The following is a 22,144-nucleotide window of genomic DNA, read 5'->3' as shown; positions in this document are numbered from 1 at the left end:
CCGGGCTCTCCGGGGGCCCTCTCGGGCTGCGTGCGCCTTGTCTCAGACGCTCCACTTCTGGTTGTCGGTCCCCGCGCAGCTCCACAGCTGCAGCCAGGCACCGCTGCCCCGGTTGTTGTCCTTGATGTCGACACACTTGCCGACGACGGTGTTCACCAGGTCGTGGCTGGAGTTCAGTACGAACTTCTGCGCTGCGTTGCCGCTGCACCGGGCGATCTGGATGGGTGTGCCGTCGTTGTAGTTCGCGTTGGCCACGTCCAGGCAGTAGCCCTTGATGCGGACGGTGCCGTCGGAGGCGAACTGCCATTTCTGCGCGGCACCGCCGTTGCAGTCCCACACGAACAGCTTCTTGCCATCGCCGAAATCACTGCCCGGTACGTCGATGCACTTGCCCGAGAGGTGACTGCGCAGGGAGACGGCGGCACTCAGGGTCACGCCCGAACCGGACTTGGCGGGCTTGCTGCCGCCACCGCCGGACTTCGTCCCGCCGCCCTGCTTCTTCGGCTCGTCCTTCTGGGCGGCGGTGTCCTTCTTCGGCTCGTCTGCGTCCTTGCCCTCGCCCTTGCCCTTGCCCTCGCTCTTCGCCGGGGCGGAAGTAGCGGCGTTCTGCGGCGACTTGCCCTGCTTGACGGGGTCCTTCTTCCCGCCGCCCGAGGACCCGGTGTCGGGCGAGGTCTCCGCGAACTCGCCCGGTACGTCCTGGGCGTTCCCACCGAGCACGGTTCCCGCGGACGCCGGTCCCCTGCGGTCGTTGTCGTCGTCCCCGCCGAGCATCAGCAGCGGCACGGACACGAGCAGCGCTCCCGCTACGGCGGCCCCGGCCAGCACCGCCTTACCGGGCCGGCCCACCGGTCCGGTCTGCTGCTGCGGCCGGTCGATGGCGGTCGCGGTCATGGTCCGTACGAGCGCGGGCAGTCGGCTCTTGGCTTCCGCGGCGGCGCTGGGGTCGGTCCCGGATTCCAGCTCGGAATCCGTCTCGGGCTCGGTGTCAGGCTCGGATTCGGCCTCGGACCGACTGCCGGAAGCCGACCCGCTCTCGGGCCCGGCCCCGGGCTCTGTCCCGGCTCCAGGCTCGGTCCCGGGCTCGGGGGCCGCGCCCGGCGTGGCTGTCGCCGCGGGCCCGGACTCGGGCGTGGGGTCGGACTCCGGCGTGGCCGTGGGTTCGGGCCTGGGCTTGGGCTCGGCGACGGTGGCGGCCGCGGAGGTCGCGGCCGTCTCCTCGCCGCCGGAGCCGGAGCCGGAAGCGGAACCCGCGCCGGAGCCGGAACCTGAACCGGACTCGGCACTCTGGGAGGCGGGGTCCTGCTGGGTCGAACGTGTCACGGGGTCCTCCCTGCGATGTGGGGGCTGTGGGAGTGGAGTTCGGAAGAACTGTCGGTCCGGGGCCCGGCCACCCCGGCGTCCGCTGCGGGCATCGCCTCGACGCCCGGTCCGCGTACGGGACCGAGAAGACTGTCCGCCGGGACGAGCAAGGGGGCCGCGGCCCCGGCGTTGACCATCAGCAGGGTGCCCGACCCACTCAGCGAGCGGGCCAACTCCCGGGCCGGAAGCGTGCCATGGCGAAGTACCGGGGACATGAACTCGTGTGCCGGTGAGGTGAACAACAGGACCACAGTGGCCCCGTCCTGCCCGGTGGCCGTGAGCGGCCCGCCGTCCGGCGCGCGCACCACGGTGACCTGCGCCTCGGCGAGCGCCGCGATCGCCTCGTCCACCGAGCCGTAGCCGGTGGCGGCCCGCTGCGCCGCCGCGTCCACCGGGTCGGTGGGCTCCGGCCAGCCGAGCACCTGGGCCGAGGGCCGGTACTCCGGGTTGGCGCGGTAGTCACCCACGCCCCCGCTCTCGTCCGACTGCCATTCGCCCAGGACCGCCCACTCGGGCGGGGTCCGCTCCTCGGTCCACTCCGGGTCGACCACCCCGATCCAGTGCCCTGGCGCGCGGCGGGCGGCGTCCCGGACAGCCTCGGGTATGTCAGGGGTGTCGACTGCCTCGGTGCCATCCGTGGCGTCCGTGGCGCCTTCGGTGTCCGGGGCAGCGCCTCTGGTGTCCGTGGCGTCCGTAGTGACGACGACAGGTGACTCGGGGACGGCGGTCGGGCGGGAGTCATCGGGCAGCACGGGCGAGGCGTCGTGCCTGCCCTCTTGCCGTTCTCCGGGCCGCATCTTCACCTGAACTCTTCGGTCCGTACGAAATCCTGAGTGCCGCACCACGTGCGCGCAAGCCGACATTGATCAGATCGGGGAGCCAACAGAATGCCACACCGGTCCCACGCGTGGGGCGTTGGGGCGGACCCGTATCGGGCAGCCGCGTGCCCGTTTGCTGCCCGGGTGGAGAACTTTCCGGGAGCAGTGAGGCGTGGGTGGACAAAGCGGTGGGGCGGTTGGGGCTGAGGGTGCTGCTGTCGGCCCCGTGACGGGCTAGGTTGGGTGTGCCATCGGACCCGTCCACGTACAAGTGCCTTCCGCCCGGACGTCCAAGCCAGGGCCCGTACGGGAAGACCTCGCAGTTCAGGAGGGCATCGGATCGGTCCGCGGCCGCCACCGCGGCGGGTCATAAGGAACTCGACGACCAGGATCGAGCCGGACCGGCCCACCTCGACGCGGCACATGACCAACGCCCGCCGAGACAGCTGACGTTGGTCCGGCCGGCCGTTGTTCGGGCCCGTGCCCACCACCGACAGCTCCGCCACCGAGGAGGAGTACCGCATGTCCCCCCAGCAACCCACCCCCGGCGCGAACGCGGAGGCGGCCGCCGCCCGCCCGGAGGAGGCCGAGTCCCCGCCCGCGTCCGCGGCACCGGAGACGCGGGCGCCGAGCCCTGCCGCGGCCCCCGAGGCGGAGTCCGGCACCGCCCCGGCCGAGGAGAGCGGCACCGGCCCCGCCGGTGAGACCACCGCCCCCCCGGCGGCACCCCCGGCCGCCGACACCGCCGAGGCGCCCGAGGAGGGCGTCGCCGTGGCGGCGGCCGTCGGCACGACGCCGCCGGGCACCAAGACCGGCACGGGCGTCAGCAGCGGGCGTCCCCGCAAGCCGGTCCTGGCGGGTGCCGCGATCGCGGGCGCCGTCCTGATCGCGATACCGCTGCTGCTGGCCGGCAGCGCGCGGGACGACGGACGGCCCGACACCAAGGGACTGGCCGCGGACGGCTCCGACACCGTCCTGAACGCGAGTTCCGCGCCCGCCGGCCTCGACGACTACGTGGCCGAGAAGCCCAGTTCGTCCCCCCACAAGGAGAAGCCGAAGAAGACCGAGGCGCCGAAGGTCGTCCCGAAGGCCGTCGCGCCCTCGCCGGAGACCAAGACGAGCAGCCCGCCCGCGAAGAAGGCGAAGTCCACGCCGAAGGCCAAGCCCAAGGCGGACCCGAAGCCGAACTGGGGCACCAAGACCGTCTACGCGACCAGCGTCCTGCAGTCCGGCCAGTCCTGGAGCACCAACCGCATCCGCATGACCATGCAGTCCGACGGCAACCTCGTCGTGTACAACGAGAAGAACAAGCCCATCTGGGCGTCCATGACCTTCGGCACCAACCACCGGGCGATCTTCCAGGAGGACGGCAACCTCGTCATCCACAACGGCGACGACCGCCCGATCTGGGCCTCCCGGAGCCACGGCCACGCGAACGCCCAGCTGATCCTCCGGGCCGACGGCAAGGTGGTCGTCCTGCACAACGGCGGAGTCATCTGGTCGACCTGACGCCGCGCGGCGAGCCCGCCCGCCAGAAGTGTCCGCGGGCAGCAGGCCCGGAGTGCGCGGCCGGCCGCGCCGGACGCGGGCACACACGGACACAGGCACAGGCCCCTGGCCCGTTCCCCGGTCACCGAACCGGGAACGGGCCAGGGGCCTGTGCCTTCTTCATACTTGGAGCCCCCGCAGCGCGCCGCCTCCGTTTCTCCCCGCGCAGACGCTTCGCTCACGCACTGACGATCCGCCCACGCACGATCGAACGGACCCATGACTCCTCGCACACTGCTGGACGTACTGCTGGACGCGGCCCGCCGGGCCCCCGGACAAGTCGTCGTCCACGTCCACGGTGACGGCAGCGAAGTGACCGTCACCTTCCGGCAACTCCTTGAGGAGGCGCTGCGTGTGGCGGGCGGCCTCCGCGCTGCCGGGGTCGCCCCGGGCACCTGTGTGCCGCTGCTCGCGGAGCGCAGCGAGGACTTCCAGCCGATGTTCTGGGGTGCACTGGCGGCCGGCCTGGTACCGGTGCCGCTCGCGCCCGACGTGCGGCGGGTCGGACCGGTGTGGGAACACCTCGGCCGCCCGCCCGTCGTGGTGGACGCGGCCTGCGCGGAGGTGGCCGACGAACTGCCTGGCCCGGTGCAGGTGTTGCGGCTGGAGACGCTCCGGGAGTGCCCGACACCGGCTGCGCCCGCGACGCCCGCACCCGACGACCTGGCGTTCCTGCAGTTCTCGTCCGGCAGCACCGGTGCGCCCAAGGGCGTGGAACTGACCCATGCCGCCGTGGTGGCCAACCTGCGGCAGATAGTCGCCGTCTCGGCCCTCTCCGAGCAGGATGTCCTGGTCAGCTGGATGCCCTACTTCCACGACATGGGCCTCATCGGCACCCATCTGGCACCGCTGGCCGCGCGGACGAAGCAGGTGAAGATCGGCCCGCTGTCGTTCGCGAAGAACCCGGGCCTGTGGCTGGACGTGACCGCCCGGCACCGGGGAACGGTCCTGTCGGCCGCCAACTTCGCGCTCGCGCTGGCCGTTCGGCGCATCCCCGACGAAGTGGTGTCCGGGCTCGACCTGAGTGCGGTGCGCCTGATCCTGGTGGGGGCCGAACCGATCTCCGCGACGGTGTGGCGGGACTTCGCCGCCAAGCTGCGTCCCGCCCGACTGGACCCGCGGGCGGCGACACCCGTGTACGGCCTGGCCGAGGCGACCCTGGCCGTCACGTTCCCGCCCCTGGGCGAAGTGGCCGCGCCCGTCACCCTGGATCGAGCCGCACTCGCCCGGGGCGTGGTGGTGGAACGGAAGCCGGACGATGGTGTCACGGGACACGAGCAGGACGGTGGCGGCACAGGACGCGAGCCGGGTGCCGGCGTCGCCGAACGCGAGGCAGGCGAAGACGTCCTGGAAGTGATGGACGTCGGCCCGCCCGTGCCGGGCTGCTCGGTCCGGATCACCGACGACTCCCGTCGGACACTGGGCGACCGGCGGGTGGGTCACATCGAGGTACGGGGCCCGCAGCTGGCCCGCGGCTACCACCGGCTGCCGGACGCGACTGCGCTGTCCTTCACCGACGGCTGGCTGCGGACCGGAGACCTGGGGTTCCTGCGGGACGGCCGGCTGTGCGTCACCGGCCGTCACAAGGACGTCCTCTTCCTCAACGGCCGTACGTTCCACGCCCCGGACACGGAGGAGGTCGCGAGCGCGAGCCCCGGGCTGCCGCCCGGCACCCCGGTGGTGATCGGCTCGACGGACCCGGTGACCGGCGGCGAGCGGGTGGTGGTCTTCGTGCCCTGGGCCCGGCCGCCACGCGCCGCGGCGGAGGTTCTGGACGGAGTCGCGCGACGGGTCCGTACCGCCTTGGGCCACGACGACGTACGCGTGCTCGCGCTGCCGCCGTCGGCCTTCCCGCGCACCACGAGCGGCAAGTTGCAACGGCAGCGGATGCGGGCCCGCTTCGAGGCGGGCACGTACCGGCCCGCCGCGTCGTCCGGGATCCCGGCAGCCTCCGCAATCCCCACACCCTCAGCAACTCCTACACCTCCTCCACCTCCCGCAGCTCCTGCGACGGGCCGGAAGTCGCGGCTTCCGGCCCCCCGCTCGCGCAGCGGCATGCGGCAAGTGGTGCGCAGGGCCTGGGCCCAGGCCCTGCGCCTGCCGGAGGCGTCCTTCGGGGACGACGACCGATTCTCCGAGCTGGGCGGCACCTCGCTCAAAGCCATGGAGACGCTCGCCGAGCTGGAACAGGCCCTGGAGATCACACTGGGCCCCGCCGTGCTGCGCAACGACACCGTCGCCGCCCTCACCGATCACCTGCTGGCCATGACGGACCTGGCCTCGGTGGAGGAGGCCGCCGCCCCGCACAGGTCACACGGGACCACCGCGGACGGACAAACCTCGTCCTCGACGGCGGTCGTCGCGATGGCCTGCCGTTTCCCCGGCGCGAGTACGCCGGAGGAGTTCTGGGAGCTGCTGACGGCCGGGCGTGACGTCGTCACCGAGGTGCCACGGGACCGTTGGGGCACCGCACTGCCCGAGTCAGCGGCGGACGGGCCGATGCCGACCGACTCCACCGGCCGCTGGGGCGCGTTCCTGGACGACCCGGCCGCCTTCGACGCGGGCCATTTCGGCATCGGCGACGAAGAGGCCCGCACCCTGGACCCGCAGGCCCGGATCTTCCTCGAACTGGCCCACGAGGCCCTGGAGCGGGCCGGTTACGCCGGACCGCGCCGACGCGGCCTACGGGTCGGTGTCTTCGCCGCCGTAGGGGACAGCGGCTACCGCCGGATCCTCGCCGACGCCTCCCCCGCACCGTCCGCGACGACACTGACGGGCAACCTCCCCAACCTCATCGCCGCCCGGGTCTCGCACTGCCTCGACCTGGACGGCCCGGCGCTCGCGGTCGACACCGCCTGCTCCTCGGGTCTGGTCGCGCTGCACCTGGCCCGCCGCAGCCTCGCGGACGGGGAGTGCGACATCGCCGTCGTCGGCGGAGTCAACCTCCACCTCACTCCCGACGGACACCAGGCACTGGAAGCCGCGCAGGCCCTCTCCCCCACCGGACGCAGCCGCGCCTTCAGCTCGGCCGCCGACGGGTTCGTACCCGGCGAGGGCGGCGCGGCCCTCGTCCTGCGACGCCTGGCAGACACCCGCCGGGACGGCGACGACGTACTCGCCGTCGTGCGCGGCACCGCGGTCAACAACGACGGCACCTCACTGAGCCTGATGGCACCCAACCCGCTCCGTCAGCGCGAGGTGATCACCCGCGCGTACGAGGTCTGCGGCGTCGACCCGGCATCGGTGACGTACGTCGAGGCACACGGGACGGGTACGGCCGTCGGTGACCCCATCGAGCTGCGGTCCCTGGCCCACGCCTTTCCCGTACGCGAGGGCGGTCCGCCACGGCTGCTGGGCTCGGTGAAGACGAACGTCGGGCACCTGCTGAACGCGGCCGCCCTGCCCTCACTGGTGAAGGTGGTCCTGACGCTGCGGCACGGCCGGCTGCCCGCCTCCCTGCACCACACACCGCCGTCGCCCGCCGTGGAGCGGTCCGGATTCGCGCTGGTCACCGAGACGGGTCCCTGGCCGTCGGCCGACTCGTCCGGCCCCCGCAGGGCCGGTGTCAACGCCTTCGGCTTCGGGGGCACGAACGCGCACGCGGTCCTGGAGCAAGCACCGCCGTACCCGGCACCGGAACCGACCGACAACGACGGCCCGCATCTGCTGACCCTGTCGGCGCGCGGCGCGGCCGGTCTGGACGCCTGGGCGTCCCGGCTGCTCGGCCATCTGCGCGCGCACCCGGAGCTGGACGAGGGAGACGTCTGCCGGGCGGCGGCCACCGCCCGCGACGAGGGCCCGCGCCGCCTCGCCGTCGTGGCCGACGGCGACCTGCGGGAACGCCTGGCCGCTGCCACCGCCACCGGTCCCGCCCCCGGTCCCGGTCGACTGCCGGGTGTGGTCACCGGCACGGTGGTGAACCGGCCACGGACGGTCTTCGTGTTCCCGGGACAGGGTTCGCTGCGACCGGGCCAGGGCCGGGCGCTGTATTCGACGGCGCCGGTGTACCGGGACACGCTCGACGAGGCGTCGGCCCTCGTCGGCCCGGTGCACGGACGGGAGTTGACGGCCTGGTGCGTCGAACCCGATGTGGACGCGCGGGCCCAGGCCGCGACAGAGGTGGCTCAACCGCTGCTGGTGGCCCACGGGGTCGCGCTCGCCCGGCAGTTGCGGGCCTGGGGTGTACGGCCGGACGCGCTCGTCGGGCACAGCGTCGGAGAACTGACCGCCGCCTGTGCCGGCGGGATGCTGTCGTTCGCGGACACGCTGGCGTTCGTCGCGCAACGTGGCCGGCTCATGGGAGCGTCCACCCCGCCGGGCGCGATGGCGGCGGTGCGGGGGGCCGACGAGGAGGACGTGGCCGCCCTGGTCGCCGCGGCTCCCGAGGAGCTGGCGGTCGCCGCGTACAACGGTCCGGGCAGGCTGGTGATGTCGGGCAGCCCCGGCGCCGTCGAGCGGGCGATGCGGGAACTCTCCGCGCGCGGGGCCGCCGTACGGGCGCTGGAGGTATCACGCGCCTTCCACTCGCCACTCATGGAGCCGATCGCCCGGGAACTGGGCGACGCGGCAAGCGAGTTGGGGAGCCTGACGGGCGCCCTTCCGTTGATGAGCACGCTCACCGCGGAGTGGCGGTCGCGCATGGACCCGGACCACCTGCGCGAACACGCGCTGCGGCCGGTGCGGTTCGGGCGGGCCGTGACCCGGCTGCTCGACGAGGGTTACGACACGTTCGTGGAACTCGGTTCGCGGGAGAGCCTCGCCGGTCTCGTACGCGCGGCGTCCGCCGCGTGGGAACCGACGGACGGCGCCGACAGGGACGTACACGTCGTCTCCGCGCCCCTCGGCCCGGAGCGTTCCGGTACCGCTCAGGGCGATGTCGCGGTCGGGGCGGGCGAGTTGATGGCGACGGTGGCCCATCTGTGGGCACGCGGTGCGGCATTGGACCGTACGGAACTGGGCGGTACGGGACTGGGCCGTACGGGATCGGACCGTGCGGGACTCGACGCGGGCCGTCGGCGGGTGTCGCTGCCGCCCTATCCCTACCAGCGGCGCCGCTACTGGCCCGAGGCCGCGCAGCACGGGCTGCTGCACCACGTCACCTGGCAGGCGACGCCCCCGTCAACGGCCCTTCCGCCGGACAGTGGTGAATCGGTGCTGGTGACCGGCCCGGACTCGACAGCCGTGTACGGTCTCACGCGGCAGCTCTCGGACCAGGGCGTACTGACGGCGCCGACCCCCGGCACCCGTCCGCAGACGGTGCTGCTCCTGGCCGGGCCGGCCGCACCCGGTACGGCCGCGGAGGTGGAGCGGATCCAGGGTGAACTGGTCACGGCGTTCCGAGAGGCCCTGACCCTGTTCGACCTGACCGGGGCCGACCGTCTGCTGGTCGTGACCGAGGACGTGCACGCAACGGGACACGGGCGTGAACGTCCTGACCCGATGCAGGCGGTACTGGGAGGTCTGACCCTCGCCGTGCCGTCGGAGTCCCCCGGAGCGACGGCCAACTGGGTCGACCTCTCCTCACTCGACGACGCCGAGCACCGACTGCGGGCCGTGCTCGCCGAGGTGGCGGCCCCCCAGGCGGCCGGAGCCGTCGCCTGGCGGGGCGGACGGCGGCTGGTACGGACAGTCGTCCCCGAGGCGGCTGTCGCGCCGGAGACGGTGGGCCTGCCCGGCGTCCGGGACCGGCTGCCCGCCGACGGCACCTTCCTCATCACCGGTGGCGGTGGCGGTCTGGGTTCCGCCCTGGCCCGGGAACTCGCCCGCCGCGGCCGGCCGACACTCCGGCTCACGGGCCGTTCCCCGCAACCGCCCGCGGGCCTGCTGGAGGAACTCGCCGCTCTCGGCGCCGACGCCCGCTACCACCGGGCCGACCTCACCTCGCGGGACGACGTAGAGGCACTGGTCGCCGAACTGCCCGCGCCGGACGCCGTCTTCCACGCGGCCGGAGTCGTACGGCCCGGGAGTCTGCGCGGGACGAAGGTGGAGGAGACGATGGAGGCGCTGGGCGCGAAGACGCTCGGCACGATGCTGCTGTCCGAAGCGCTCCTCCGACAGGGCCGCAGTCCTGGTGTGTGCGTGGCGTTCTCTTCCGTGTCCTCGACAGTGCCCGGACTCGCGGGGGCACTTGGCTCCTACGCGGCCGCCAACGCCTTCCTGGACTCGTTCGCCGGCGCCGAGCGGCAGGCGGGGCGGCCATGGCTGTCCGTCAACTTCGGGCCGTTCGCCGAGACGGGCCTCGCCGCCGACTTCGCCGCAAGCGCCCTCCCCCGCGTCACCGGTGGCGGAGGCCGGCCACTGTCGACCGCACCGGCGCTGGCGGCACTGCGGTCCGCCTGCGGCACCGATCTGGCACAACTGGTCCTCGCCGACCGGACGTCAGACCACCCGGACCGGGCCCGCACCCGCCGGCCTGCCGCATGTGAGCCGCTGCCCCTGCCGCCATCCGCGGCCGACACCGACGCCGACGCCGACGCCGACGTCACCAGGGGAACGCCCCTGTCCGGCACCGCCGCGGTGCTGCGGGAACTGCTGGCGCAGTCGTTGGGCATCCCGGCGTCCACCGTCGACGACGAGGCGCCGTTCCTCTCGCTGGGCCTCGATTCGCTGGGCGCGGTCGACCTCGTCAAGCGGCTCGAACGCAAGGTGGGGAGGCCCCTGGCCGCCACGCTCTTCTTCGAGTACCGGACCATCCGTGAGCTGGCGGCCCACCTGGACGCCGACCTCACCGGCATCGGGTCGGCCCCGGGCACGGAACAGGCGGCGACGCCCGCGCCCACACCCCCTGCGGACGGCACGCCCTTCGCCCTGACTCCCGTACAACTGGCCCTCCACACCAGCAGCCGGTTGCATCCCGGTGTCCCGGCCCGCGGTCATCTGCGGATGACGGTCCGCGGTCCCCTCGACCCCCATGTACTCGGTCGGGCGCTGGCAGGCCTGGCCGAACGGCACGGCATGCTGCGCCTGCGGATCGACGACCCCGGCACGGGCCCGGTGCAGCGCATCGCACCCGCCGCTCCACTCTCGACCTGGTACGAGGTCCGCGACCGCGGTGCCGAGCAGGTGACCGACCTCGAAACGGCTCTCTGCAACCAGCCCTTCGACCTGACCACGGAACCGCCGGTACGAGCCGTGCTGTTTCGCCAGGACGCAGGCGTCGCGCACCTGTTGCTGGTGGTCCACCACGCGGCGGCGGACGGATACAGCCTGAACGTGCTGGCCGAGGAACTGTGGTCCTCGTACACCGCGCTCTGGCGGGGAGAACACCCGCTCCCGGCGCCGGACGCGCCGAGCTTCGCGGTGTACGCGACGACGACCGCCCGGCCCTCCGGTACCGCCGCGTCGGAAGCCGACCGCGGCTACTGGGCCGAGCGTCTGGCAGAGCACGGGGCCGGGCGGGGCGAACCACTGCGGCTGCCGTACGACGGCGATCCCGACGCACCTCCGTCCGGTCCGCTCGTGCAGCACCACGGCTCGCTCGACGCGCCCCTCACCGCAGGCCTGGAACGGCTGGCCGCCGCGCACGACGTGTCCCTGTTCCATCTGCTGCTCGCCGCGTACGTGCGCTGCCTGTCGCGGTGGACAGGCCGGCGGGACATCGCGGTGAACGTGGCCCGAGCCCGGCGGGAAGAACGCTTCCCCGGCTTGGACCGGCTGGTCGGCCCGCTCGCCGACACCCTCCCCCTGCTGTGCGACTCGGCTCCGGACGAACCGGTCGTCGCGCTGGCCCGACGGCTGCGCCTCGGCTGGCTGGAGAGCGAACAGCACGCCGGGCTGAGCAGCCTGGACCTGGCCGCTCTCCTGCCCGGTGGAGGTCCCCGCACGGCAAGCCCGGCGGGTTTCAGCTTCGCCCGCTTCCCGGCACGTATGGCGGCCGACTGTCCGGTCGAGGTGCGGGCCGACGCGGCAGGCACCGGCTCGGCCGCGACCCGGCTGAGCCTGCTGTGCTGGGCGGACGGATCGACGCTGCGCATGTCGTGGAACTTCCCGCTGCCACTGTTCGAACGGCGGACGGTGGCGCGTCTGGACAGGGAGTACCGCGACGAACTGGCCGCTCTGTGCACGTCGTTCACCGAGCCTCCTCGTGCGGCCGACGCATCGAGCGGTGTGGTCGGCCGACTGCTTCGCCAGTTGCGTGCCACGCCCGACGCAACCGCCGTGGAGGCCGACGGATCGACTCTCACCTACGCGGCACTCGACCGCGCCTCCCACCTGTTGGCGACACGGCTGCGCGCCGAAGGCGTGCGTGCGGGCGGGCTGGTCGGGCTGCTCACCGAGCCCGGCCCGGACACCGTGATCGGCGTGGTCGGCATCCTGCGTGCCGGGGCGGGCTGGGTCCCGCTGGACCCGACGTACCCGCCGGCCCGGCTGTCGGATCAGCTGAAGCGCACGAACGCCTCCGCCCTGGTGTGCCACGCGCCGACCGCGGACACCGCGGAGCTGCTCGGCATCGACGGAGACGAAGTACGTGCGGTACGAGCCGACAGCCCCCCGGACAACCAGACGCCCGTACCCATGCCCGTGCCCGCGCACCTTCCCGCACCCGTGCCCGACGCCGACGCCGACGCCGACGCGATCGCGTACGTCATCTTCACCTCGGGTTCCACCGGCCGCCCCAAGGCGGTCCCGATCACGTACCGGTCGATGGAGAACTACCTCGACTGGGCCATCGGGACGTTCGGCTACCGCGCCGACGACCGGCTGGCGCAGACCGCGTCGCCGTGCTTCGACGCCTCGGTACGCCAACTGCTCGCGCCCCTGCTGGTGGGCGGCACCGTGGTGACCGTACCGCGGGACTTGTTGCGGGATCCCGAGCTGCTGCTGGCGTACGCCGAGCGGACACGGATCACCGTGTGGAGTTCCGTTCCGACGCTGTGGGAGCAGGTGCTGTCCGCCGCCGAGGAGCGGGTACGACGGGGCGAGGGACGGCCGGACCTGTCGGCGCTGCGCTGGGTGCACGTGGGCGGGGAGGCCCTGCCCGCCGCGCACGTACGCCGGTGGTTCGACCTGTTCGGCGACGGACAGCGCATCGCCAACCTGTACGGTCCCACCGAGACGACCGTCAACGCCACCTGCCACGTCGTCGCGACGCGTCCGGCCGACGACGTGCGGGCTCTGCCGATCGGCCGGCCGGTGGCCGGAACCGACCTGGCGGTGGTCGGCGCCGACGGCACGTCCTGCCGGGCGGAGGAACCGGGTGAACTGCTGATTGCGGGAGTCGGCCTGACACCCGGCTACCTCGGCCAACCCGAGCTGACCGCCCGCGCGTTCACCGTGCGGGACGGTCGCCGCTGGTATCGCAGCGGCGACCGGGTCCGGCTCCGCGCGGACGGCGTCCTGGACTTCCTCGGACGGATCGACGACCAGGTGAAGATCCGCGGCAACCGGGTGGAGACGGGAGAGGTCGAGGCAGCGCTCCAGACACATCCCGGCATCGCGCGGGCTTCGGTCATCGCGCGTGAGGGGCGGCTGCTGGCGTTCGTGACGGCCCGGTCCGGCGCCGGGCGGGCCGAACCGCCCGAGCTTCGCCGCCACTTGGCCGGCCTCCTGCCGCCGTACATGATTCCCGCGCGGATCACGGTGATGGACGGGCTGCCGCTCAGCGGCACCGGCAAGGTGGACCGGCGCGCGCTCGCCGGGCTTCCCGCCGATACGGCAACGGTCACCAGCGGGACCACGCCCCCGAGCGCGGCGAGCCCTTCGACCGAAGAGCAACTGGCTGTGATCTGGCGTGAGTTGCTGGACCTCGACGCCGTCTCCCCGGAGGACGACTTCTTCGACCTGGGCGGCGACTCGCTCCTCGTCCTCCAGGTGTTCGCCCGGCTCGGTGAGACCGGGGCAGCGCTGCCCCGGCCCACCGTGATCTACGACAACCGCACCCTCGCGAAGCTCGCCGCCGCGGTGGACGCGGCCGCCACGCAACGGCACCCCGCTCCGGCGGGGCCCATGACGACGGCGGACCACGCGGCACCCTTCCCCGTCACACCGGCCCAGCGCGGTTTCCTCCTCGCCGAAGCCCTCTCGCCGGGAGGAGGCGGTTCCTGGCCCGCGCGGCTGCGGCTGTCCGGCCCGCTGGACCCGGAGGTCTTCCAGGCGGCGGTCGACCTGCTGGTGGAGCGCCACGGCATGCTGCGCACCGTCTTCCCCGCCGGTGCCCGGCCGCCCGTCCAGCAGGAACTCCCGCCCTCGCTGCGTCTGCCGGTCGTCTTCGAGACCCTCACCGAGCCGGCCGAGGTCGACGAACGCGCGGCGGCCGAGGCGGCACGGCGCTTCGAACCATGGGCCTGGCCGCTGCTACGGCTCCGGGTCCTGACCCTCGGAGAGCGCGAGCACGTCCTCCTCGTACACGCACACCACCTCATCGGCGACGGATACAGTGCCGCGCTGCTCGTACAGGAACTGACCGCGGTCTACGACCGGTTGACCGCGGGCCATGCCCCCGGCCTCCCCGCCCTCCGCGCCACCTTCCGGGACTACGCGCTGCTCCCCGCCGAGGCGGAGCCCGCCGCCGCGACGGACACGGCGGAGCGCCGGGCACGGGTCGACGCCCTCTACCGGCAGCCCATGCTGCGCGCCGCCGAGGGGGAGGACGGCGCGGGACCCGTGTCGGCCGGGTTCGAGGTGGCGGGCTTCGTGCTCGACGCCGGCCTGACGGCGGCGCTTCGGGTGCTCGCGGCGAAGGCGGGCGCCACCCTGTACGCACCGCTGCTGACCGCGTATCACCAGCAGTTGTCGCAGCTCACGGGGCAGGCGGACGTGGTCGTCGGCCTGGCGGTGAGCGGCCGGGACCGCCCGCTGCCCGACGTGCACCGGATCTTCGGCCCGTTCGCCACGGCGGTACCCGTAAGGCCGTCGATCGCTCGGGGCGACGAACGGTCGGGGGACTTCGATGCCTCCCTGCGCCGCGTCGTGGCCGAGGTCGAGGAGGCACGCAGGTACGAGGACATCGTGCCCCGCAACGCCGACGGACTGCCCCTGACCTCGCAGTTCTTCTTCACCTTCCTCGACTTCTCCGTCCTGGAGTCCCCGAACGGGCAGGCGCTGACCGTGTCGTGGGACGACGGGGACAGCGCGTTCGCGCCGCCGTCGTCGGCGACGGACGTGTTCCTGGCCGCACGGCCGGAGGGCACAGGACTGCGTGTGACGGTACGAGGGTCCGCCGCGGCCTTCTCCCCGGCCACGCTGGAGGACTTCGCGCGGGCGCTCCAGGAACGGCTCGCACACGCCGTGAACCCGAGCGCCGTCGCCCCGTTCACCGCGCAATCACACGCCGTGAACCCACGAGCCGAGAACCCACACGACGCGAGCCGCCCGTCAGGCCCCAGGGAAACGCGGGAAACCATGGACGCCGCGCTGGTCGGCTATCTTCCGGCCCCCGGCCACCTGGCACGGCTGGCGGGCCTGCCCGAGGACGCCCTGCGACGGGACGACCTGCGCCGGATGCTGTTCCCCGACGGCGCTCCACGCCTGCTGGAGACGGTCCGGACACCTCTCGGCAGGTCGGGCTTCGTCTGCGTGCCCCTCTTCTCCGACGAACTCGCCCGCGATCCCGGCCTCGTCGCACACACCGCCCGCGCGGTGTCGCTCGCCTCCTCGCTCGGAGCCCGGTGCGTCTCACTGGCCGGCATGATCCCGTCGCTGACCGGTTACGGCTTCGACGTGCTCCGGTCCACGAACCTGGGACCGGCAGCCGTCACGACCGGGCACGCGGCGACCGTCGTCTCGGTGGTGCGGACGGTGCACGCGGCGCTCGACGCCACCGGGCAGGATCTGGCGGACCTCGACGTGGCGTTCGTCGGGCTGGGGTCGATCGGCGCCTCCTCCCTGGAGTTGCTGCTCTCCCGGGCCGCCCGGCCGCCCCGGCGACTGCTGCTGTGCGACGCGCCCGGCAGCGGACCACGGCTGCGGCAACTGGCACGACGGCTCACAAAGTGCGGCCGGGCCGGTGCGGTGGAGGTGATGGAGTCCCGTCCCGCACTGCCCGACGCGGTGTACGGGGCCGGTCTGCTGGTGACAGCTGTCAGCAGCCCCGTCGCGCTCCTGGACGTCGACCGGCTGCAGCCCGGCACCGTCGTGGTCGACGACTCCTTCCCGCACTGCTTCGACACCGGCCGGGCGCTGGCCCGGATGAGAGACCGTCAGGACGTACTCGTCCTGGGCGGCGGACTCCTGCACCTCGGCGACCTCAGCAGGGAGACCGCCGAGGGGTTGCCGGCAGCCGCAGCCGCCGGCTACCTGGCCCAGCCGTGGCTGGAGGGAACCCTCGCCTCCTGCCGCGTGGAGTCCCTGCTGCACGCGGCGGATCCCCAACTGCCGCCGGTGCACGGCCTGGTGGACGAAACGACCGCCCTCGCCCATTGGGAGGCCGTGGAACGCGCGGGGGTGACGGCCGGCCCACTCCACCTGCTGGGCCACACCGTCGGGGCGGCCACTCCGAGAGGCGTACGGATGGCCGGTGCGCGGATGGCAGGTGTACGGGTGACAGGCCCCCGACCTTCGCCGCGGCAGCCGTACTGAGCAGGGTGGGGCGGGAGTGCCGTGGCGATCAATCGGCGAGTTCAAGATCATGTACAGGACAGCCTCTAGGATGGCGGGGCACAGTGTTCGGATGCGCGCAGAGTTGCGTTCACCGCAGGGAGACTGCTCATGGGCACCACAGAGGCCGTAGGTTCACCGTCCGACAGCAGGGTTCTGGACGGCCAGTCGGCCGGTCCTGTGATGCCGCGTCTGCTCCTGGGTGCGCGGTTGCGCGCGTTGCGGGAGGAGATGGAGATCTCCCGTGAGGCCGCCGGGCATGTCATCCGCGCCTCCCGGTCCAAGATCAGCCGTCTGGAGGCCGGCCGTCACGGGTTCAAACTGCGTGACGTGACCGACCTGCTGACGCACTACGGCGTCACGGACGAGGCCGAGCGCGCCACCCTGCTGGCCTTGGCCGAAGAGGCCAACACCCTCGCCTGGTGGCAGTACTACGGCGACGTGGTGCCCACCTGGATGCAGACCTACCTCGGGGCCGAACAGGCGGCGAGCCTCATCCGCTGCTTCGAGGTCCAGCGCGTTCCCGGCCTCCTGCAGACCCCCGCCTACGCGCGCGCCTCCATCCAGCTCGCCCACCCGGGCGCCGCCCCGCAGGAGATCGAGCGGCGCGTCACGCTGCGTGTGGAGCGGCAGCGGATCCTGCGCCGGAAGCCGGCCACCCAGCTCTGGGCCGTGATCGACGAGGCGGCGCTTCGTCGCCCGGTGGGCGGCATCGACACGATGCGCGCCCAGCTCAGGCATCTCATCGAGATCTGCCGGCTCCCGCAGGTCACCGTCCAGATCATCCCGTTCCACGCCGGCGGTTACGCCGCCGAAGGCGGTCCGGTCACCATCCTGCGCCTGCCCGGCGGCCAACTCCCCGACGTGGTCTACCTCGAACACCTCGCGACCGCTCTCTATCCCGACAAGCGGGCCGAGATCGAGCGCTACTGGGATGTCATGAACCGGCTGGGGCTCGAAGCGGAATCACCGGAGGAGACGCCGACGATCCTGCACCGCATCCTCCAGGAGACGTGACCGCCGGGCGTGAACCCCTGGTGTGAACCCCGGCGTGGGCCCTCGGCGTGAGCCGTCGGTCGGCCCACGCCGACCGCACGGACCGCAGCCCATCGGCACCGGCCCACGCCGACCGGTGGACTCAGCGCTTGAGGGCGACACCGCCGTACTGGTGCACCTCGGCGGGCAGGCCCAGGGCCTCGGTGTCGGGACGCCAGCGCGAGCACGACGCCACACCCGGTTCGAGCAGTTCCAGACCCTCGAAGTAGCCCTCGATCTGCTCGGGGCTGCGGAGGATGTACGGGATCGAACCGCCCTCGTTGTACTGCTGGATGGCCGCGACGTACGACTCACTGGTGTCGGTGCTGTCGTACTGCACGAGGTAGCTGCCGGGCGGCAGCGCGTCCACCAGTTGCCGCACGATCGAGCGTGCCTCGTCGTAGTCCTCGATGTGGCCCAGGATGCCCATCAGCATGAGAGCGACCGGCTGGTCGAAGTCCAGCGTCTTCGCGGCTTCCCGCACGATCGTGGCCGGGTCGCGCAGATCGGCGTCGACGTAGTTGGTGACACCTTCCGGTGTACTGGTGAGCAGCGCGCGGGCGTGTGCCAGTACCAACTGGTCGTTGTCGACGTAGACGATCCGGCTCTCGGGGGCCACCCGCTGAGCGATCTGATGGGTGTTGTCCACGTTGGGCAGTCCGGTGCCGATGTCCAGGAACTGCCGGATGCCCTCCTCGGCGGCCAGATGGCGAACGGCGCGGGCGAGGAAGTACCGGGCGGCACGCGCTCCGGTCTCGATACCGGGGAAGACGGCGCGGAACGCGTCGCCGGCCACCCGGTCGACCTCGTAGTTGTCCTTGCCGCCCAGCCAGTAGTTCCAGATCCGGGCCGACTGCGGCACGGAGGTATCGATCTTGGAGAGCGCCTCCCGCTCGGAGTTCTCTGCCTCATCAGTCATGGACGCTCCTGTGCCTCGTAGTCGTGGGCGCCCACGTTATTCCTCACGACTCGACTCATGTGCATCACCGGCCCCAACCCGCCCTGTCCGGCCACTCGTTGGCTTGATTGCCTCGGCCGTGGCGCTGTGACCGGCCTTGCTCTCAGCGACGCGCCATGGAGGCCCACGCGTCCTCGTCCAGGGCGAGGCAGGGGTCGGTCTCCGTACGCGGCGGCATGACGGGCACGTCGTCCCTGGTCCGCAGCGCGGCGGCGGCCGCCAGATGGCCGAGGCGCAGCCGGGAGCGTTCGTCGCGGCCCTCCAGCACGCCGGTCAGGTAACCGGCCGCGAACGCGTCGCCCGCACCGACCGGTTCGACCACCTTGGTGGGCAGTGCGGGCACGAACGTCCGGAGTCCGCCGACGTACGAGGTCGCTCCGTACTCGGCGTCCTTGACGACCACGGCGGGTGCGTCGGTCGCGGCGGCGAGCAGTTCCGCGATGTCGTCCGGACGTGCCGTGCCCCACAGCGCCTCGGCCTCGTCCCGTCCTACGAACACGATGTCCGCGGCGCGGGCGAGCGCCAGCAGACTCGGTGCGGCGTCCGTACCTCGACCGCGCCACAGCGCGGGACGGTGGTTCACGTCGAAGGAGACGAGCGGACCGTGCGCGGCGCGGCCGTCCCGTCCGACGAGCAGCGTCTCCAGCAACCGGGCGCAACTGTCGGAGAGGGCGGCGGCGACCCCCGACAGATGCAGGATCCGGGCGCGGCGGAGCGCGGGGTGCCGGGCCAGGTCCGGGCCCATCGCGGACGCGGCGGACCCACTGCGGTAGTAGTGCGTGCGGGTGTGCCCCTGGCCAGGGTCCGGGTCCGGGTCCGGGTCCGGGTCCGGGTTCGGGTTCGGGGCCGGAGCGGGGTCCGGGGCCGAGTGGGGGGTGGTGGTCAGGTCCGGTGCCGGGGCGGGGTCCTTGAAGTACACGCCGGTCGGGCGGTCCGGATCGATCTCCACGGCGCTCACGTCCACGCCGCGCGCGGTCAGTTCGGCCAGGATGCGTCGAGCGAACGGGTCGTCGCCCAGCCGGCTCAGCCAGGCGGCGCGGTGCCCGAGTCCGGCCAGCCCGCAGGCGACGTTGGACTCGGCGCCGCCGACGGCCATGCTCAGCATGGCCTGCTCGGCGAGCGGGCGTGCGTCCGGCGGGCTGAGTACGGCCATCGTCTCGCCGACGCACACGACGTCGGCCGCCCGCTCATGACGGTCGGCGGCGCGGGGAGGGGGCGGCAGGGACACGGGCTTCTCCTGGCGGATGGCGGACGTGGCTGGGAGGGGAGACGGAGGGGTGCGGGGCGGAGGGGCTGGAAAGGGGCGGCCGTGGCGGACGGCGCCCATGGTTCGGCGGTTCGGCGGCTCGGCGGCTCAACGCTTCAGGCGGAGCGCAGCCGCAGCATGACCTTGCTGCTCCCGCTCCCCGGATCGGCGGCGACGGCGAGCGCCTCCGCGGCCCGTTCCAGCGGAAAGCGGTGAGTGATCAGCGGAGTCACGTCGAGGCCGTCCCCGAGTGCGCGCAGCGCGTCGTCGATCTCCTCGACGAAGCGGTACGAGCCGATCCAGGTGATCTCCCGGGTCACCAGGTCGCCGAGGGCCGCGGCCACGGCCGTACCGGGCAGGTTGCCGACCTGGACGAGGGTTCCGCCGCGGGCCGTGGCCCGTAGCACCGGCCCGAGCGCGGCCGGGGCGCCGGACGCCTCGAAGACCACGTCCACGTCCTCGGGCAGCCCTTCGCCCGCGGAGAGGTCCCGTGTCTCGTCGGCGCCCATGGCGCGGGCGACCGCGAGCGAGGACGACGCCACGTCGGCGGCGATCACCCGGCCCGCGCCGCGGTACCGGGCGGCGGCGACGACCAGGGAGCCGATCGGTCCGCAGCCGTTGACCAGGACCGTGCGGCCTCGCAGCTCGGGAACCCGGCCGACGGCGTGCAGTGCGACGGCCAACGGCTCGGCGAGGGCGCCCTGTTCGGTGGTGACGCCGTCCGGCAGCGGCCGGATCTGGGCCGCGTGGACCGTCCGGTACTCGCTGAACCCGCCGTCGGTGTGCGGGTCGAAGGCCGCCGAACCGAAGTAGCGGACGTGGGGGTAGAGGTTCGTCCGCCCGGCGAGCCGCTCGGGGAGAACTCCGTCGCCGACCAGCCGGGCCGGATGGACGGTGACCGCCTGTCCCACGTCGAGACCGGTGACTGCGTCGCCGAGTTCGGCGATCCGGCCCGCGAACTCGTGCCCGAGCACCAGCGGGTGCGCGAGCGAAGCGGTGCCGGACGCGCCCTTCCTCCAGTACGCGATGTCGGATCCGCAGATCCCGCCCCACTCCACGGCCAGCAGCACCTCCCCCGCGCCGGGTGCGGGCCGGGCCCGTTCGTCGACGCGTACGTCGTCGGCTCCGTGCACCACGACCGCCCTCATGCGGTGGTCTCCGGCAACCGTGGGCACATGTCCTGCCTCGGCGATCGTCTTCATACGGCGTCCTCCAGTCGGACCAGGTCGCGTCCGCGTGTCTCGGGTGCGAGGTACGCACTGACGAAGGTGATGAGCGAGTAGGCGATGAGCATGGCGGCGATGGGCCACCAGCTGTCGGTGACGGCGGTGAGCGTGGCCGCGAGGACCGGGCCGATCGCCGTGGCGAGGATGCCGCCGATCTCCTTGGAGAGCGCGAGCTGCGTGAACCGGGTGCGGGAGCCGAAGAGTTCGGCCATCGTGACGCTTTCCAGCGAGAACAGGCCGAGGACTCCGATGTTCAGGCCGAGGACCATGCCGAGCATCACGCCCGGGGTCGATCCGGAGGTGATGAGGAGCATCACCGGGAAGGCGAGGACGACGGTCAGGGCGGAGAGCGCGAGGTAGACCGCGCGGCGTCCGAAGCGGTCGCCCAGCAGACCGACCAGCGGCACGGTGGCGAAGCCCGCCAGCGAGCCGTACACGATCGCGTCCGTCGGTACGGACCGGCCGACCGCCAGGTTGGTGGCGATGTAGCCGACGAGGAAGGTCTGCATCAGCCCGGAGTTGCCCGCCTGGCCGAAGCGCAGTCCCAGCGCGAGGAAGAACGCCCTTCCCTTGCGCTGGCGGATCCCGGCCGCCAGGACACTGCCCTCGTGCTCGTCGGCCGTGGCGATCACGGACTCGACCTCGTCACGGGCCAGCGCCACACCGTCCACCACGTCGGGACGCTCCTCGAAGACCGGGCTCTCCTTGAGGCTGCGCCGCACCCAGACCGCGAAGATCATCAGCAGGAAGCTCAGCAGGAAGGGCAACCGCCAGCCCCAGGACAGCAGTTGGTCCTCGCTGAGCACGGCGAGCAGGACGGCCCACAGGCCCGACGCGGCGAGCGTCCCGGAGTTCGTGCCGAGCGACACCAGCGAGGAGATGAGCCCGCGCCGCCTGACGGGCGCGTACTCGGCGAGCATGACGGTGGCCCCGGCGATCTCGGCGCCCGCGCCGAAGCCCTGCACGAGACGCAGGACGACGAGCAGGATCGGCGCGAGGATGCCGATGGCCGCGTACGTGGGCAGTGCGCCGATCAGGGTGGTGGAGGCACCCATCAGCAGGATGGTGATGTAGAGGACCTTCTTGCGGCCGAGCCGGTCGCCCATCCGCCCGAAGTAGACGGCGCCGGCGAGCCGGGCGACGTATCCGACGCCGTACGTGGCCATCGCGGCGATCAGTCCGACGGCCGGGCTGACGTCCGGGAAGAAGATCTTGTTGAAGACGATCGCGGCGGCCAGCGAGTAGAGCTGGAAGTCCATGAACTCCATGGCCGTACCGAGCCAGCCCGAGACGGCGGCGCGGGTCAGATCGCGTGTGCTGCGCTGTGCGGAAGGCGTCTGCTGAGCGGCTATGACGCTGTCCTTCATCGTGAACTCCATTGTCCGGAACCGAGGAAGCTGTTGGGGACGGGGGCGGG

General features: G+C 72.7%; 9 protein-coding genes. 3 read left to right on the top strand and 6 right to left on the bottom strand.

Annotated elements, in window-relative coordinates; all coding sequences use genetic code 11:
- Window positions 1-42 precede the first annotated feature (42 nt).
- Both OHS59_RS38680 and OHS59_RS38675 read right to left on the bottom strand, forming a co-directional pair.
- On the bottom strand, window positions 43-1,323 hold the full coding sequence (locus OHS59_RS38680) for a ricin-type beta-trefoil lectin domain protein (RefSeq protein WP_328497977.1): 1,281 nt from the start codon (window positions 1,321-1,323) through the stop codon (window positions 43-45).
- A complete protein-coding gene (locus tag OHS59_RS38675) occupies window positions 1,320-2,159 on the bottom strand; it encodes a type VII secretion system-associated protein (protein ID WP_443061672.1) in 840 nt (279 codons plus the stop codon). The genes OHS59_RS38680 and OHS59_RS38675 overlap by 4 nt, the downstream gene beginning before the upstream one ends.
- A gap of 543 nt (window positions 2,160-2,702) precedes the next feature.
- Between OHS59_RS38675 and OHS59_RS38670 the strand changes: the two genes are divergently transcribed.
- From OHS59_RS38670 to OHS59_RS38660, 3 genes are all read left to right on the top strand, one after another.
- Window positions 2,703-3,689 carry a mannose-binding protein gene (locus tag OHS59_RS38670; RefSeq protein ID WP_328499518.1) on the top strand — a complete coding sequence of 329 codons (987 nt, stop codon included), beginning with the start codon at window positions 2,703-2,705 and terminating at the stop codon, window positions 3,687-3,689.
- Between the two features lie 258 nt (window positions 3,690-3,947).
- Window positions 3,948-16,244 carry a non-ribosomal peptide synthetase/type I polyketide synthase gene (locus OHS59_RS38665; protein WP_328497976.1) on the top strand — a complete coding sequence of 4,099 codons (12,297 nt, stop codon included), beginning with the start codon at window positions 3,948-3,950 and terminating at the stop codon, window positions 16,242-16,244.
- Window positions 16,245-16,373: 129 nt separating this feature from the next.
- Window positions 16,374-17,279 carry a helix-turn-helix domain-containing protein gene (locus tag OHS59_RS38660; protein ID WP_328497975.1) on the top strand — a complete coding sequence of 302 codons (906 nt, stop codon included), beginning with the start codon at window positions 16,374-16,376 and terminating at the stop codon, window positions 17,277-17,279.
- Between the two features lie 121 nt (window positions 17,280-17,400).
- Here OHS59_RS38660 and OHS59_RS38655 read toward each other — a convergent pair whose 3' ends face one another.
- The 4 genes from OHS59_RS38655 to OHS59_RS38640 form a co-directional block, all read right to left on the bottom strand.
- Entirely contained in the window at window positions 17,401-18,216 is an 816-nt protein-coding gene (locus OHS59_RS38655; RefSeq protein ID WP_328497974.1) for an SAM-dependent methyltransferase, read from the bottom strand.
- Between the two features lie 142 nt (window positions 18,217-18,358).
- Window positions 18,359-19,483, bottom strand: a complete 1,125-nt coding sequence (locus OHS59_RS38650) for a sugar kinase (protein ID WP_328497973.1) — start codon at window positions 19,481-19,483, stop codon at window positions 18,359-18,361.
- A 134-nt stretch (window positions 19,484-19,617) separates the two neighbouring features.
- Window positions 19,618-20,703 (bottom strand): L-idonate 5-dehydrogenase, encoded by a 1,086-nt coding sequence (locus OHS59_RS38645; RefSeq protein ID WP_328497972.1) that lies wholly within the window; start codon window positions 20,701-20,703, stop codon window positions 19,618-19,620.
- Window positions 20,700-22,094 carry an MFS transporter gene (locus OHS59_RS38640; protein WP_328497971.1) on the bottom strand — a complete coding sequence of 465 codons (1,395 nt, stop codon included), beginning with the start codon at window positions 22,092-22,094 and terminating at the stop codon, window positions 20,700-20,702. The genes OHS59_RS38645 and OHS59_RS38640 overlap by 4 nt, the downstream gene beginning before the upstream one ends.
- Window positions 22,095-22,144 lie beyond the last annotated feature (50 nt).

The organism is Streptomyces sp. NBC_00414 (assembly GCF_036038375.1).
GTDB lineage: Bacteria > Actinomycetota > Actinomycetes > Streptomycetales > Streptomycetaceae > Streptomyces.
This window is presented reverse-complemented; position numbering and strand designations above follow the sequence as displayed.

Excerpts from the sequence above, each read along its gene's own strand:
- OHS59_RS38660 (WP_328497975.1), top strand. The coding sequence starts at position 16,374 with ATGGGCACCACAGAGGCCGTAGGTTCACCGTCCGACAGCAGGGTTCTG.
- OHS59_RS38670 (WP_328499518.1), top strand. The coding sequence starts at position 2,703 with ATGTCCCCCCAGCAACCCACCCCCGGCGCGAACGCGGAGGCGGCCGCC.
- OHS59_RS38645 (WP_328497972.1), bottom strand. The coding sequence starts at position 20,703 with ATGAAGACGATCGCCGAGGCAGGACATGTGCCCACGGTTGCCGGAGAC.
- OHS59_RS38640 (WP_328497971.1), bottom strand. The coding sequence starts at position 22,094 with ATGAAGGACAGCGTCATAGCCGCTCAGCAGACGCCTTCCGCACAGCGC.
- OHS59_RS38665 (WP_328497976.1), top strand. The coding sequence starts at position 3,948 with ATGACTCCTCGCACACTGCTGGACGTACTGCTGGACGCGGCCCGCCGG.
- OHS59_RS38655 (WP_328497974.1), bottom strand. The coding sequence starts at position 18,216 with ATGACTGATGAGGCAGAGAACTCCGAGCGGGAGGCGCTCTCCAAGATC.
- OHS59_RS38675 (WP_443061672.1), bottom strand. The coding sequence starts at position 2,159 with ATGCGGCCCGGAGAACGGCAAGAGGGCAGGCACGACGCCTCGCCCGTG.